The organism is Enterococcus faecalis (assembly GCF_029024925.1).
In the GTDB taxonomy this organism is placed as follows: domain Bacteria; phylum Bacillota; class Bacilli; order Lactobacillales; family Enterococcaceae; genus Enterococcus; species Enterococcus faecalis.
Genome location: NZ_CP118962.1, coordinates 1,876,850 through 1,889,318, shown reverse-complemented (window position 1 = coordinate 1,889,318; position 12,469 = coordinate 1,876,850). Strand labels below are relative to the sequence as shown.

General features: G+C 37.2%; 14 protein-coding genes. 12 read left to right on the top strand and 2 right to left on the bottom strand.

Going from position 1 to position 12,469, the window contains the following annotated elements; all coding sequences use genetic code 11:
• Positions 1 to 79 precede the first annotated feature (79 nt).
• Positions 80 to 1,318 carry an aminopeptidase gene (locus PYW42_RS09290; RefSeq protein ID WP_002389310.1) on the bottom strand — a complete coding sequence of 413 codons (1,239 nt, stop codon included), beginning with the start codon at positions 1,316 to 1,318 and terminating at the stop codon, positions 80 to 82.
• Positions 1,319 to 1,568: 250 nt separating this feature from the next.
• Between PYW42_RS09290 and PYW42_RS09285 the strand changes: the two genes are divergently transcribed.
• A complete protein-coding gene (locus PYW42_RS09285; protein ID WP_002356883.1) occupies positions 1,569 to 2,141 on the top strand; it encodes a TetR/AcrR family transcriptional regulator in 573 nt (190 codons plus the stop codon).
• A gap of 157 nt (positions 2,142 to 2,298) precedes the next feature.
• Complete coding sequence (locus tag PYW42_RS09280; RefSeq protein WP_002356884.1) at positions 2,299 to 2,772, top strand: TspO/MBR family protein; 474 nt, start codon at positions 2,299 to 2,301, stop codon at positions 2,770 to 2,772.
• Between the two features lie 74 nt (positions 2,773 to 2,846).
• On the opposite strand, the gene PYW42_RS09275 is transcribed toward PYW42_RS09280, so the two are convergent.
• Entirely contained in the window at positions 2,847 to 3,290 is a 444-nt protein-coding gene (locus PYW42_RS09275; RefSeq protein WP_002356885.1) for a flavodoxin, read from the bottom strand.
• A 174-nt stretch (positions 3,291 to 3,464) separates the two neighbouring features.
• On the opposite strand from PYW42_RS09275, the gene map reads away from it, so the two are divergent.
• The 10 genes from map to rfbD all read left to right on the top strand — a co-directional run bounded on the left by map (position 3,465) and on the right by rfbD (position 12,416).
• Positions 3,465 to 4,229, top strand: a complete 765-nt coding sequence (gene map, locus PYW42_RS09270; protein WP_002389095.1) for a type I methionyl aminopeptidase — start codon at positions 3,465 to 3,467, stop codon at positions 4,227 to 4,229.
• Between the two features lie 15 nt (positions 4,230 to 4,244).
• The gene (locus tag PYW42_RS09265; RefSeq protein ID WP_002383768.1) at positions 4,245 to 5,153 is read left to right on the top strand and encodes a YihY/virulence factor BrkB family protein; all 909 of its coding nucleotides are present in this window, start codon (positions 4,245 to 4,247) and stop codon (positions 5,151 to 5,153) included.
• A 110-nt stretch (positions 5,154 to 5,263) separates the two neighbouring features.
• Positions 5,264 to 6,400, top strand: coding sequence for an MraY family glycosyltransferase (locus tag PYW42_RS09260; protein WP_002366956.1), 1,137 nt, complete (start codon positions 5,264 to 5,266; stop codon positions 6,398 to 6,400).
• Positions 6,401 to 6,521: 121 nt separating this feature from the next.
• Positions 6,522 to 7,310, top strand: a complete 789-nt coding sequence (locus PYW42_RS09255) for a glycosyltransferase family 2 protein (protein ID WP_002359892.1) — start codon at positions 6,522 to 6,524, stop codon at positions 7,308 to 7,310.
• Positions 7,310 to 8,137, top strand: a complete 828-nt coding sequence (locus PYW42_RS09250) for a glycosyltransferase family protein (RefSeq protein WP_002389137.1) — start codon at positions 7,310 to 7,312, stop codon at positions 8,135 to 8,137. The genes PYW42_RS09255 and PYW42_RS09250 overlap by 1 nt, the downstream gene beginning before the upstream one ends.
• 3 nt (positions 8,138 to 8,140) lie before the next feature.
• The gene (locus PYW42_RS09245) at positions 8,141 to 8,854 is read left to right on the top strand and encodes a glycosyltransferase family 2 protein (protein WP_002384299.1); all 714 of its coding nucleotides are present in this window, start codon (positions 8,141 to 8,143) and stop codon (positions 8,852 to 8,854) included.
• Between the two features lie 122 nt (positions 8,855 to 8,976).
• Entirely contained in the window at positions 8,977 to 9,843 is an 867-nt protein-coding gene (gene rfbA, locus PYW42_RS09240) for a glucose-1-phosphate thymidylyltransferase RfbA (RefSeq protein ID WP_002364387.1), read from the top strand.
• A 12-nt stretch (positions 9,844 to 9,855) separates the two neighbouring features.
• A complete protein-coding gene (rfbC, locus tag PYW42_RS09235; RefSeq protein WP_002356893.1) occupies positions 9,856 to 10,428 on the top strand; it encodes a dTDP-4-dehydrorhamnose 3,5-epimerase in 573 nt (190 codons plus the stop codon).
• A gap of 24 nt (positions 10,429 to 10,452) precedes the next feature.
• Positions 10,453 to 11,481, top strand: a complete 1,029-nt coding sequence (gene rfbB / locus PYW42_RS09230; protein WP_002359895.1) for a dTDP-glucose 4,6-dehydratase — start codon at positions 10,453 to 10,455, stop codon at positions 11,479 to 11,481.
• Positions 11,482 to 11,573: 92 nt separating this feature from the next.
• Complete coding sequence (rfbD, locus tag PYW42_RS09225; protein WP_002356895.1) at positions 11,574 to 12,416, top strand: dTDP-4-dehydrorhamnose reductase; 843 nt, start codon at positions 11,574 to 11,576, stop codon at positions 12,414 to 12,416.
• Positions 12,417 to 12,469 lie beyond the last annotated feature (53 nt).

The following is a 12,469-nucleotide window of genomic DNA, read 5'->3' as shown; positions in this document are numbered from 1 at the left end:
TTTAAAAGAACCTACTGAATAAAAGCAGTTTCTTCTTATTTCTTGGAGCTAAAAACTTTGGTTTCAACATTTGGTAGGACTATGCCCAATCGCCATTTCTAAAAACTGGAACAATCGTCCCGTCTTCCTTAATGCCGTCAATATTCATTTTGTCAGATCCTACCATAAAGTCCACATGTGTTTGGCTACGATTTAAACCAGCTTCAGCTAATTCTTCTTCGCTCATCTCCGTGCCGCCTTGTAAGTTGAAGGCATAGGCCGAACCAAAGGCTAAATGATTAGAGGCGTTTTCATCGAACAATGTATTATAAAAAATCAAACCGGATTGTGAAATTGGTGAAGGGTCAGGTACTAAAGCAACTTCCCCTAGGTGTTTGGCACCTTCATCAATAGCTAAGAGATTTTTCAATGCTTCTTCGCCTTGTTCAGCTGAGAAGTCAACAACTTTTCCATCTTTAAATGTAAATTTCATTCCCGAAATGATTGTGCCAGCATAACTTAGTGGTTTTGTACTAGAAACATAACCATCAACGCGGCGACTATCTGGGGCGGTGAAAACTTCTTCTGTTGGCATATTAGCCATGAATTCTTCCCCACGCGCGTTATAACTACCAGCGCCTTCCCATAAATGGTTTTTAGGCAAACCAATCGTTAAATCTGTCCCAGGAGCTGTGTAGTGTAAAGCAGTAAATTGTTGTTCGTTTAATTCAGCCGCTTTTTCTTGTAATTTTTTATCATGGATATCCCAAGCAATGACTGGGTTTTCTTCATAAATTCGTGTTGTTTTGAAAATTTCATTCCAAAGTGCATCAACTTGTTCTTCACTTGTTGCTAATTCTGGAAAGACTTTAGCTGCCCAGCCTTCACTAGCAGCAGCTACAACAGTCCAACTTACTTTGTTGGCTTGCGTTGCTTTTCGTAGGTTGACCAATGCTTTCCCATTAGCCGCTTGGAAAGCTGCTACACGTTGTGCATCCACGCCAGCTAATGCATCAGGATTAGAAGAAACCACGCTAATTCGGCTTGCGCCTTTGGCAATCCAATCATCGGTTTGATCAATTTTATATTGAGGAACATTTTCAATACGATCAGTTGCAGCATGAGCTAAAAATTCACGTTGAATGGTTTCGTCGCTCCATTGAACAATTACTTCGGCCGCGCCTAAGCGATAAGCTTCTTCCGTAATTAAGCGGGCAAGGGGCGCTTGATTGACACTGATTTGTAAAACAACCGTATGATTGTCCTGAACATTGACACCCGTTTCAGCAATTAAACGTGCATATTTCTTTAGATTTTCATTAAAATTCTCTAAGGTCATTCGTGATTCCTCCTTCAATTTGATGGGTAATGACTGCTCATATCATAACACGGAAGAGCGGGGAACTCAACGAAATAAAGCCTTTATCAACTGTTATTTTAAGTTGGGGTAAAAGTTGTCGTGCTCCCGCTCAGTGAACTTTTGTACAAAGAGTTGTTCTAATTTTGCATAATAGAAAAATCGTGTTACAATAACCATAAGCATTTATTTGGAAGCGTTGTATATGAATGAATAAAGGGGATAGGGAATTATGGCAAGAAAAAAAACCATTACGAAAGAGCAGATTTTAACAGCTGCCTATGAAGTAGTCGCCACTGAAGGATTTTCGAAGTTCACTGCACGTAATATTGCTAATAAAATGAAATGTTCCACCCAACCGATTTATTTGGAATTTAAAAACATGGATGATTTACGCGATGCTTTATTCCAAAAAATTCATAAATACTTAGCGAAAGAAGTCTTTCCAGTAAAACATACTGGGAATACAATTGTTGATTTGGCTTTAAACTATATTCATTTTGCGACAAGTGAAAGTAAGCTATACCGTGCGCTTTATTTAGAAGAATATGGTGGCGGCAAAAAAATGCAAGAATTCTCTTATCACTATTTTACTGAAGCGGTAAAAGCTGATCCTGAGTATGCTAATTTAAACGATGTTCAAATTGACTCTTTACACATGGGAACATGGGTGGTCGCTACTGGTGTGGCTGCGTTGATGACTTCTGGAATTATCCATCCTTCAGAAGAACAAATCATTCATTTAATGAAAGATAGTATTGAAGCAATTCTTGAACGAGATGAACCAATTGATATTGACCTATAAAAATTAAAAAAAGTGTAACCTCATGCTGATAACTTCTGTGAGGTTACAGCAAAAGACTGTTTCTTAAAAGAACGGTCTTTTTTTGTTAAGTGTATTAATGGTAGATTATTCGCAACCATGCTACAGTAAAGAAGAGAAATAGAAAGGGGCAAAAAACATGAACCGAGTGAAAGATAAGCGTTTATGGCTAAGTATTGTAGGAATTACCGGACTAGGGCTCTTGTCGGGCTTATTTTCAGTAAATGCGAGAGAATATTATCAAGCGTTGAGATTACCAAGTTTTGCTCCGCCAGGCTGGTTATTTGGACCAGTGTGGTTGGTGTTGTATATTTTTATGGGCATTACTTTTTATTTCATCTTAGTTCATCCAAATAAACAACAGAAAAAACGGATGATTACGCTATTTATTTTACAATTTATTGCGAACTTTTTCTGGACATTTTTCTTTTTTTCTTTACAAAATAATTTATTATCTGTGATTGATATCTCATTGTTATGGCTATTATTAATAGTTCAACAGTGGGACTACTTGCGTTATAAATTAATAACGCGTGGCTGGTTGATGATTCCTTATATTCTTTGGGTTACTTTTGCGGCAGCATTAAATTACAGTATTTTATTTTTAAATTAGGAATATCAAAACACCAGAGAAAAATGGGAACTAGCCATTTTTTTCTGGTGTTTTTTTTATTTATTTCAACGTAGTTATTCTGCGGCAGTTGCTAATTTTTTCGCAAATTCTTCTAAACGTTGGATGTCGTCTTCTTCAGCGGCTAAATCAACTTTAACGCTGTCGGCGCCTTTTTTTGCCCCAATTTGAGTAAAGACTGCTTCGAAGTCGTCCACCGATTTACAAAAATCATCATAAAACGTGTCTCCTGAACCACAAACGCCGAAGATTTTTCCTGATAAATCAATCTCTTGTAAGTCTTCATAAAAGTCGACAATTTCATCAGGTAAATCGCCATCGCCATACGTATATGTAGCTACTACACAGATATCGGCCTCTTCAAAATCAGCGGCATCGACTTGCGTACACTCATCAATTTCGACCTCTAATTCTAAATCTTCAAATGCTTCTGCAACAATGTCGGCAATTTCTTCTGTATTCCCAGTCATGCTTGCATACACAATTTTAGCTAACGTCATAAACTTTCTTCCCCCTCATACAATTCTGTCACTTATTATAGCAGATGCGCATTTCTTATAAAAGACTAGCGAGTGCTTTTATTAAGGGACTTTTTGAAAATTGGTGTTTGAACAATCTTTTTTGCAAAAAATGTGATAAAATAATTTGAATGAAACAAGTTTAGGAGAGATAGTATGATTACATTAAAATCACCACGAGAAATTGAAATGATGGATGAATCAGGGGAATTATTAGCGGATGTTCACCGTCATTTACGGACGTTTATTAAACCTGGCATTACAAGCTGGGATATTGAAGTATTTGTGAGAGACTTTATTGAAAGTCATGGTGGCGTGGCGGCTCAAATTGGCTATGAAGGTTACAAATATGCTACTTGTTGTAGTATCAACGACGAAATCTGCCACGGATTTCCTCGTAAAAAAGTATTAAAAGATGGCGACCTAATCAAAGTAGATATGTGTGTCGACTTAAAAGGCGCAATCTCTGATTCATGCTGGTCTTATGTCGTGGGTGAATCAACACCTGAAATTGACCGCTTGATGGAAGTAACCAAAAAAGCGCTATATCTTGGGATTGACCAAGCACAAGTAGGAAATAGAATTGGCGACATTGGTCATGCAATTCAAACGTATGTAGAAGGGGAAGGCTATGGCGTAGTTCGCGACTTTGTAGGTCATGGCATTGGCCCAACTATTCATGAAAGTCCAATGATTCCTCACTATGGTGAAGCAGGTAAAGGACTACGTTTAAAAGAGGGAATGGTTATTACCATTGAGCCAATGGTTAACACAGGAACTTGGCGCATGAAAATGGACCCAAATGGTTGGACTGCTTATACTGAAGATGGCGGTCTAAGTTGTCAATATGAACATTCATTAGCGATTACGAAAGAAGGTCCAAGAATCTTAACGTCACAAGGCGAAGAATTGACTTATTAATAAGGAGAGTGTGTGATGAAGTTTCTCGACAACATCAAAAAGAATCAATCTTTGATGCGTTTTATTGAGACAACGCAAAGTCACATGGTCACAGCCGAAATAGGCAACAGCTCAGTGGTTGTTGCCTATTATTTATTACTCTCGCTGTTTCCATTACTGATTGCGGTGGGCAATGTCTTACCTTATTTAAGAATCGACCCTAATTCTGTGTTGCCTTATATTGCAGAGGCCATTCCGAAAGATGTTTATAAGAACTTAGAACCAGCGATTCGTTCACTATTGACTCAACGTTCAGGGGGGTTGCTTTCTGTTTCCGCTTTAGCAGCATTTTGGAGTGCCAGTCAAAGTATTAATGCACTACAAAACGCGATGAATAAAGCTTTTGGTGTCGAACAAAGGAAAAATTTTATTCTCGTAAGAGTGGTCTCATTTTTAGTTATTTTGTTATTTATGGTAGCGATTGTTGGTGTAGTAGTAATTTTAGGTTTGGGTCAGTACATTATTGAATTACTGCAACCAATTTTCCACTACTCAACATCTGTGATCGATACTTTCCAAGCGTTAAAATGGCCGTTAACGACCGTTGTTTTATTAGTGATTATGTGTTTGATTTATGCGGTCGTTCCTAATCGGAAATTATCGTTACGTTCCATTTTGCCAGGGGCTATTTTTTCGACAGTCGGTTGGATGTTATTATCACAAATTTTTGGTTTGTACGTAAAATATTTTAGTTCTAGAATCGCAAGTTATCAAATCATCGGGAGTTTTATCATCTTAATGTTATGGCTGAATTTTGCTGCCACGATTATTATTTTAGGAGCAATTGTCAACGCTGTTGTCGATGAATACTTATCTGGAGATAAAGAAAAAAAACAACCAAGTTTTGAACAACGCTTGTTTAGATGGTTTAAAAAGAAAAAATAAATGGATTTCTTTAAAAAAGTCTAAACCGTTGCCAGAACACATGTTTCAGCTTGTAAATGCTTCAGTTTACGGTATAATATACCCTGAACGAGAAGAAAGTGGGTTCGACTATGTCACTATTTATTTATGAAGTTTTGATACGTTTATTTATGACATTTATCTTATCTTTGCTATTAACACCACTTGTTAAGCTTCTAGCGTTTCGGATTGGCGCCTATGATGCACCAGGAGAGCGACGAATCAATACCAAAAATATGCCTACAGCAGGAGGACTTGCAATCTACATTGCTTTTGCTAGTTCATGTTTATTGATTTTTCGTTCGATTATCCCACAAGATTATATTTGGCCGATTATTTTGGCTGGTGGAATGGTTGTTTTGACAGGCCTCATTGATGATATTAAAGAGATTACTCCAATGAAAAAAACAATCGGTATTTTGTTAGCAGCATTAGTTATTTATTTTGTTGCTGGAATTCGGATAGATTTTGTGACGTTGCCAGTTGTTGGAATGATTGATTTGCGCTGGTTTAGTTTACCACTAACTTTATTGTGGATTTTAGCGATTACGAATGCAGTAAATTTAATTGATGGTTTGGATGGTTTAGCATCAGGCGTATCCATTATTGGATTAACCACGATTGGTATTACAGGGTATTTTTTCCTACATGCTAAAACGGTCTATATCCCAATTGTTATTTTTATTTTAGTTGCGAGCATTGCGGGATTTTTCCCATACAATTTTTATCCGGCTAAAATATTTCTAGGAGATACCGGGGCGTTATTCCTCGGGTTTATGATTGCAGTAATGTCGTTACAGGGCTTGAAAAATGCTACGTTTATTACGGTAATTACGCCAATGGTGATTTTAGGTGTGCCAATTACGGATACGGTTTATGCAATTATTCGACGGCTATTGAACAAGAAGCCCATTTCCTCAGCAGATAAAATGCATTTACATCACCGCTTGTTATCTTTAGGTTTTACCCATAAAGGGGCGGTCATGACTATTTATGCATTAGCGTTAGTTTTTTCCTTTGTCTCTTTATTGTTCAGCTATTCAAGTACAGTAGCATCAATTTTATTAATTGTCTTTTGTTTAATTGGCTTAGAACTATTCATTGAACTAATCGGTCTAGTTGGCGAAGGGCATCAACCGTTGATGTATTTGTTACGGATTTTAGGGAATCGTGAATATCGTCAGGAGCAAATGAAAAAGCGACTTGGCAAGCATTCTAAGAGAAAGTAAAGAAATCTTTAGGTTGCTTTGCGAGAGCGTAAACCTATGATATAATTCCATTAAACTTAAAAAAGTATATGTGTGAAACATATGCTTTTTTTTTAAGACGATGTTTCAGTAGTAAGGAGAAATGAGCATGCAAGAAATGGTAACAATCTCGATTGTCACTTATAATAGTCGTTACATTTTTAATGTACTAGACCAATTAAAAGCCGAACTAGGTACTGATAGTATCTATGATATTCATATCTATGACAATCATTCTGAAACAGCGTATCTTGAAAAATTAACAACATATGAACCATTTATTACTATCCATCGCGCTGAAGAAAATCAAGGGTTTGGTCATGGTCATAATCAAGTGTTATTCAATGCTTCGACAAAGTATGCAATTATTTTTAATCCCGATGTGTTGGTTACTAAAGACGTGCTTGATCGTTTATTAGACCGTATCAAAATAGATAAGAACATTGCAGTCGTTAGCCCTAAAGTGTTAAATGAAGATGGCACGACGCAATATTTAGTTCGTCAAAAATTAGATGTCTTCGATTATATGTTACGTTTTATTCCCTTTCAATTTGTAAAGAAAATTTTTGATAAACGTTTGAGTATTTATGAATGTCGCGATTTGTCGGATACAGAAACAACGGATATTAAAATGGGCTCAGGCTGTTTTATGTTGATTGATCGTGAAAAATTCGTTGAAATTGGTGGGTTCGATGAACGTTTCTTCATGTACTTTGAAGACAACGATTTATGTTTACGCTTTGGCAAAGCAGGCTATCGGATTCTCTATACGCCTTTTGAAACGGTTGTTCACATGTATGAAAAGGGCGCCCATAAAAGTCGAAAATTGTTTAAAATCTTTATGCAATCAATGGGGAAATTTTTTAACAAATGGGGCTGGAGGTTCTTTTAATGAGTCAAAGATTAGCGGTAGTCATCGTCTTATATCAAATGAAAATGGCTGATACGCCGAATTATTTGTTATTAAAAGAAGTGGTAGACCACCCCCAATTGCACTTATTTATTTATGACAACAGTCCACTTCCTCAAGAAGATGCATTATTTTTACAACCAAATGTTACTTATCGACATAATCCTGATAATCCAGGACTAGCGACCGCTTATAATGAAGCGATTGCTTTTAGTCAAGCGAATCAATGTGAATTATTGTTGCTCCTTGACCAAGACACAGAAGTGCCAGCCTCTTATTTTGATACGTTGATCATCATGCCATTAGATCCGACTGTGGCAGTCTATGTTCCAATTGTAGAAGCAAATGGACAACAAATTTCGCCAGTATATAGTGATCAATACGTTGGGCTTAAAGGAGCAAAGCCAACAGCAGGGATAGCCAACCAACCGTTGATGGCTATCAATTCTGGTACAGTTATTACGGCAGAAACGCTACGCTGGTTGGAAGGATTTTCGGAAGAATTTCCTTTGGACTATTTAGACCATTGGTTCTTTTATCAATTAAATCAAGCCAATAAAAAGATTGAAGTCTTACCAATCCACCTAAAACAAGAATTGTCTGTTTTAGATTATCGTACAATGAGTCCTCAACGTTATCGCTCTATTATTGAAGCAGAAACGTTATTTTATCGTCGATATGATCAAGAAAAGTTTTCCCATCATCGACGCCATTTATTTTTACGCAGTAGTAAGCAATTTTTAACTGTCAAAAATCGCCAAATTTGGCGGCAAACATTGGCAGAATTTCTCAAGTTAATGAAAGGATAATCTATGATCTCAGTTTGTATTGCGACATATAATGGAGAAAAATATCTCGCGGAACAATTAGATAGTATTCTTTTACAAGTCAGTGAAGAAGATGAACTAATTATTTCAGATGATGGTTCTACTGATCATACGTTGGAAATTTTGAGGACGTATGCAGCGAATTATCCCCAAATTCAATTGTTACAAGGTCCAGGGCAAGGAGTGATTGCTAATTTTGCATTTGCGCTTACGCATACGAAAGGCGAAGTAATATTTTTAGCAGATCAAGATGATGTTTGGTTGCCAAATAAAGTAACGACGGTGACAGAATATTTTGAAGCGCACCCTGACATCCAAGTGGTTATTAGTGACTTGAAAATTGTTGATGCGGATTTACAAGTTACCAATCCCTCTTATTTTAAGTTTCGAAAAGTCAAACCAGGGTTTTGGCGAAATGCGATAAAAAGTGGCTATATTGGGGCAGGTATGGCCTTTCGTCAAGAAATGAAAAACGTCATTTTACCCATTCCGCCAGAAGTTCCTATGCATGATATGTGGATTGGCTTATTAGCTGCACGGAAGAAGCAAACGGGTCTCATTAAAGAACCATTAGTGCTTTACCGAAGACATGGAGCGAATGTCAGCCCCATTATTACCAAAACAAGTTTCCAACAAAAATTAAATTGGCGTGTGAATTTATTAAAAGCTTTACATCAGCGTTTAAAGGAACAGCGCTAAACTTTTACAGATTTGTAAAATTTACGTAAAAAACATGACAAACCCTATGCTTAATGCGATAATAGGGAAGGATATTTGGTTTTATAGAAACTAAAAATAGAAGTTATTTAAGGAGATTGTTCATGAAAGGAATTATTTTAGCAGGCGGAAGCGGGACACGCTTATATCCGTTAACAAAAGCAACATCAAAACAATTAATGCCAATTTACGACAAACCAATGATTTATTACCCAATGTCAACGTTAATGTTGGCGGGAATTAATGAAATTTTGATTATCTCTACACCAGAAGATACACCACGTTTTGAAAGCTTATTCGGCGATGGCCATGATTTAGGCATTCATATCGAATACGCGGTGCAAGAAAGCCCAGATGGTTTGGCGCAAGCATTTATTATTGGTGAAGAATTTATTGGTGATGATAGTGTCTGCTTAGTTTTAGGGGACAATATTTATTATGGTGGTGGCTTATCAAAAATGTTGCAACGAGCGGCTTCTAAAGAGTCAGGGGCAACAGTCTTTGGTTACCATGTAAATGATCCAGAGCGTTTCGGCGTGGTAGAATTTGATGAAGAGATGCGGGCGCTTTCTATTGAAGAAAAACCAGCACAACCGAAGTCAAATTACGCAGTGACAGGTTTGTATTTTTACGACAATGAAGTGGTTGAAATTGCGAAGGGGATCAAACCTTCAGAACGTGGGGAATTAGAAATAACAGACGTTAATAAAGTCTACCTTGAAAAAAATAAACTTTCTGTTGAGGTAATGGGCCGTGGCTTTGCTTGGTTAGATACAGGCACACACGAATCCTTATTAGAAGCGTCAACATTTATTGAAACAATTGAAAAACGTCAAAATTTAAAAGTCGCTTGTTTGGAAGAAATTGCTTATCGAATGGGCTATATTACAAAAGAACAATTGGTAGAATTGGCACAACCATTGAAGAAAAATGGCTACGGCCAATACTTGCTACGTTTAGCAGCAGAATAGGAGCGAAGAAACGTGAAAGTTATTGATACAAAATTACAAGATGTCAAAATTATCGAAATGGATGTTTTCGGTGATCATCGTGGCTTTTTTACAGAAAGTTATTCCAAAGCTAAATTTGCAGAACATGGATTAGACTTTGACTTTGTCCAAGATAATCATTCATTATCAACAGAAGCAGGTGTCTTGCGTGGATTGCATTTTCAAAAAGGCGAAGCTGCGCAAACAAAACTAATTCGTGTTGTAACAGGTGCGGTATTAGATGTGATTGTTGATATTCGTAAAGGGAGTCCAACCTATGGCCAATGGGAAGGCTACATTTTATCAGAACATAATCACCGTCAACTTTTAGTACCAAAAGGTTTTGCCCATGGTTTTGTCACTTTGACACCGAACGTGAACTTTATGTACAAGTGTGATAATTACTACAATGCGGCAGCAGACGGCGGTATTGCTTTTAACGATCCAGCGTTAGCTATTGATTGGCCAATTGCGCCAGAAAAAGCGATTACGTCAGAAAAGGATCAAAAACATCCAACCTTAAAAGAATTTGAAGCGGAAAATCCGTTTATCTATGGCGAAATTTAAGAAAAAAGTAGGAGAGTTTCAATTATGAAAAAAATCATCGTAACAGGTGGAGCTGGTTTTATCGGCTCAAATTTTGTTCATTATGTTGTAAAGAATCATCCAGAAGTTCATGTAACTGTATTAGATAAATTAACGTATGCAGGAAATGAAAAAAATCTTGAAGGTCTACCAAGTGATCGCGTGGAATTAGTCGTAGGAGATATCGCTGATGCTGAATTAGTTAATCGTTTAGTCGCTGAAACAGATGCGGTTGTTCACTATGCTGCTGAATCGCATAACGACAACTCATTAAACGACCCATTCCCATTTGTACAAACCAATCTGATTGGGACGTACACATTGATCGAAGCTTGCCGTAAAAACAATGTTCGTTACCACCATGTATCGACTGATGAAGTTTATGGCGATTTACCTTTAAGAGAAGATTTACCAGGACATGGAGAAGGCGAAGGGGAAAAATTCACTGCCGAAACGCCTTACAATCCTTCAAGTCCTTATTCTTCAACAAAAGCAGGATCTGACTTGTTAGTCAAAGCATGGGTTCGTTCTTTTAACTTACAAGCAACAATTTCAAATTGTTCAAATAACTATGGTCCATATCAACATATTGAAAAATTTATTCCCCGTCAAATTACCAATGTCTTAAGTGGCATTACACCAAAACTTTATGGTGCTGGTAAAAATGTTCGTGACTGGATTCATACAAACGACCATTCTTCGGCTGTTTGGGCAATTTTAACAAAAGGTCAAATTGGCGAAACATATTTAATCGGAGCCGATGGTGAAGAAGACAATAAAACAGTGATGGAATTAATTTTAGAATTAATGGGACAACCTGTTGATGCCTATGAGCATGTCAACGATCGTGCAGGACATGACTTACGTTATGCGATTGATTCAACCAGATTACGCGAAGAATTAGGTTGGGAACCAGAATTCACGAATTTCCGTGAAGGCTTGGCAGAAACCATCAAGTGGTATACAGAAAATGAAGACTGGTGGCGTGCAGATAAAGAAGCTGTTGAAGCAAAATATGCACAAAATGGTCAGTAATTTTTTCTGACATGTGAGATAACAGTCGAAAGGCGATGGCAAAGTACAAAAGCTACTTTGCCCTGCCTTTTTTTCAAGAAGGAGCGAAAAAAATGATTTTAATTACTGGTGGAAATGGCCAATTGGGCACAGAATTACGTCACCTATTAGACGAACAAGGAATTGAGTATGTTTCAACGGATTCCACAGAATTAGATATTACTGATGCGGATAGTACGTTGGCAAAAGTGAAAGAAATTCAACCAAGCGTCATTTATCATTGTGCTGCTTATACAGCTGTTGATAAAGCAGAAGACGAAGGCAAGGAATTAGATGAAAAAGTGAATGTAGATGGCACACGTCATGTTGCAGAAGCTGCTAAAGCAGTGGGGGCGACACTTGTTTATGTAAGTACAGATTATATTTTTGATGGAACTAAAAAAGAAGGCGTCTATGCGATTGATGATCAACCGAATCCTTTAAATGAGTATGGTCGGACGAAGTTATTAGGTGAACAAGCGGTACAAGAAATCCTGGACGACTATTATATTATTCGAACATCATGGGTATTTGGTCAATACGGTCATAACTTTGTCTTTACCATGCAAAAATTAGCGGAAACAAGAGACCAACTAACGGTAGTGGACGATCAGTTTGGCCGCCCAACTTGGACAAGAACGTTAGCCGAATTTATGGCATTTGTTATTGCAGAAAAAGCGCCATTTGGTGTTTATCATTTGTCTAATGAAAACAGCTGTAGCTGGTATCAGTTTGCTAAAGAAATTTTAAAAGATACTGAAGTGGAAGTACTGCCAGTGGATTCAACTCAATTTCCACAAAAGGCGCAAAGACCACAATATTCTGTCATGGATTTAAGTAAAACAGAAGCGTTAGGCTTTAAAATTCCTACTTGGCAAGAAGCCTTAGCACAAATGTTAGAAAATGTTCAACAATAAATTGTTTTGTGTAAGTGAGGGGTTTTGTTAGAGAAAAAGTGGAAAGGTGTTTC

What these genes read in the sequence shown, in the direction of transcription:
- rfbD (WP_002356895.1), top strand. Translation starts at nt 11,574, where the DNA reads ATGATTTTAATTACTGGTGGAAATGGCCAATTGGGCACAGAATTACGT.
- PYW42_RS09275 (WP_002356885.1), bottom strand. Translation starts at nt 3,290, where the DNA reads ATGACGTTAGCTAAAATTGTGTATGCAAGCATGACTGGGAATACAGAA.
- PYW42_RS09260 (WP_002366956.1), top strand. Translation starts at nt 5,264, where the DNA reads ATGTCACTATTTATTTATGAAGTTTTGATACGTTTATTTATGACATTT.
- PYW42_RS09280 (WP_002356884.1), top strand. Translation starts at nt 2,299, where the DNA reads ATGAACCGAGTGAAAGATAAGCGTTTATGGCTAAGTATTGTAGGAATT.
- map (WP_002389095.1), top strand. Translation starts at nt 3,465, where the DNA reads ATGATTACATTAAAATCACCACGAGAAATTGAAATGATGGATGAATCA.
- PYW42_RS09255 (WP_002359892.1), top strand. Translation starts at nt 6,522, where the DNA reads ATGAGCATGCAAGAAATGGTAACAATCTCGATTGTCACTTATAATAGT.
- PYW42_RS09265 (WP_002383768.1), top strand. Translation starts at nt 4,245, where the DNA reads ATGAAGTTTCTCGACAACATCAAAAAGAATCAATCTTTGATGCGTTTT.
- PYW42_RS09290 (WP_002389310.1), bottom strand. Translation starts at nt 1,318, where the DNA reads ATGACCTTAGAGAATTTTAATGAAAATCTAAAGAAATATGCACGTTTA.
- rfbA (WP_002364387.1), top strand. Translation starts at nt 8,977, where the DNA reads ATGAAAGGAATTATTTTAGCAGGCGGAAGCGGGACACGCTTATATCCG.
- rfbB (WP_002359895.1), top strand. Translation starts at nt 10,453, where the DNA reads ATGAAAAAAATCATCGTAACAGGTGGAGCTGGTTTTATCGGCTCAAAT.
- PYW42_RS09285 (WP_002356883.1), top strand. Translation starts at nt 1,569, where the DNA reads ATGGCAAGAAAAAAAACCATTACGAAAGAGCAGATTTTAACAGCTGCC.
- PYW42_RS09250 (WP_002389137.1), top strand. Translation starts at nt 7,310, where the DNA reads ATGAGTCAAAGATTAGCGGTAGTCATCGTCTTATATCAAATGAAAATG.
- PYW42_RS09245 (WP_002384299.1), top strand. Translation starts at nt 8,141, where the DNA reads ATGATCTCAGTTTGTATTGCGACATATAATGGAGAAAAATATCTCGCG.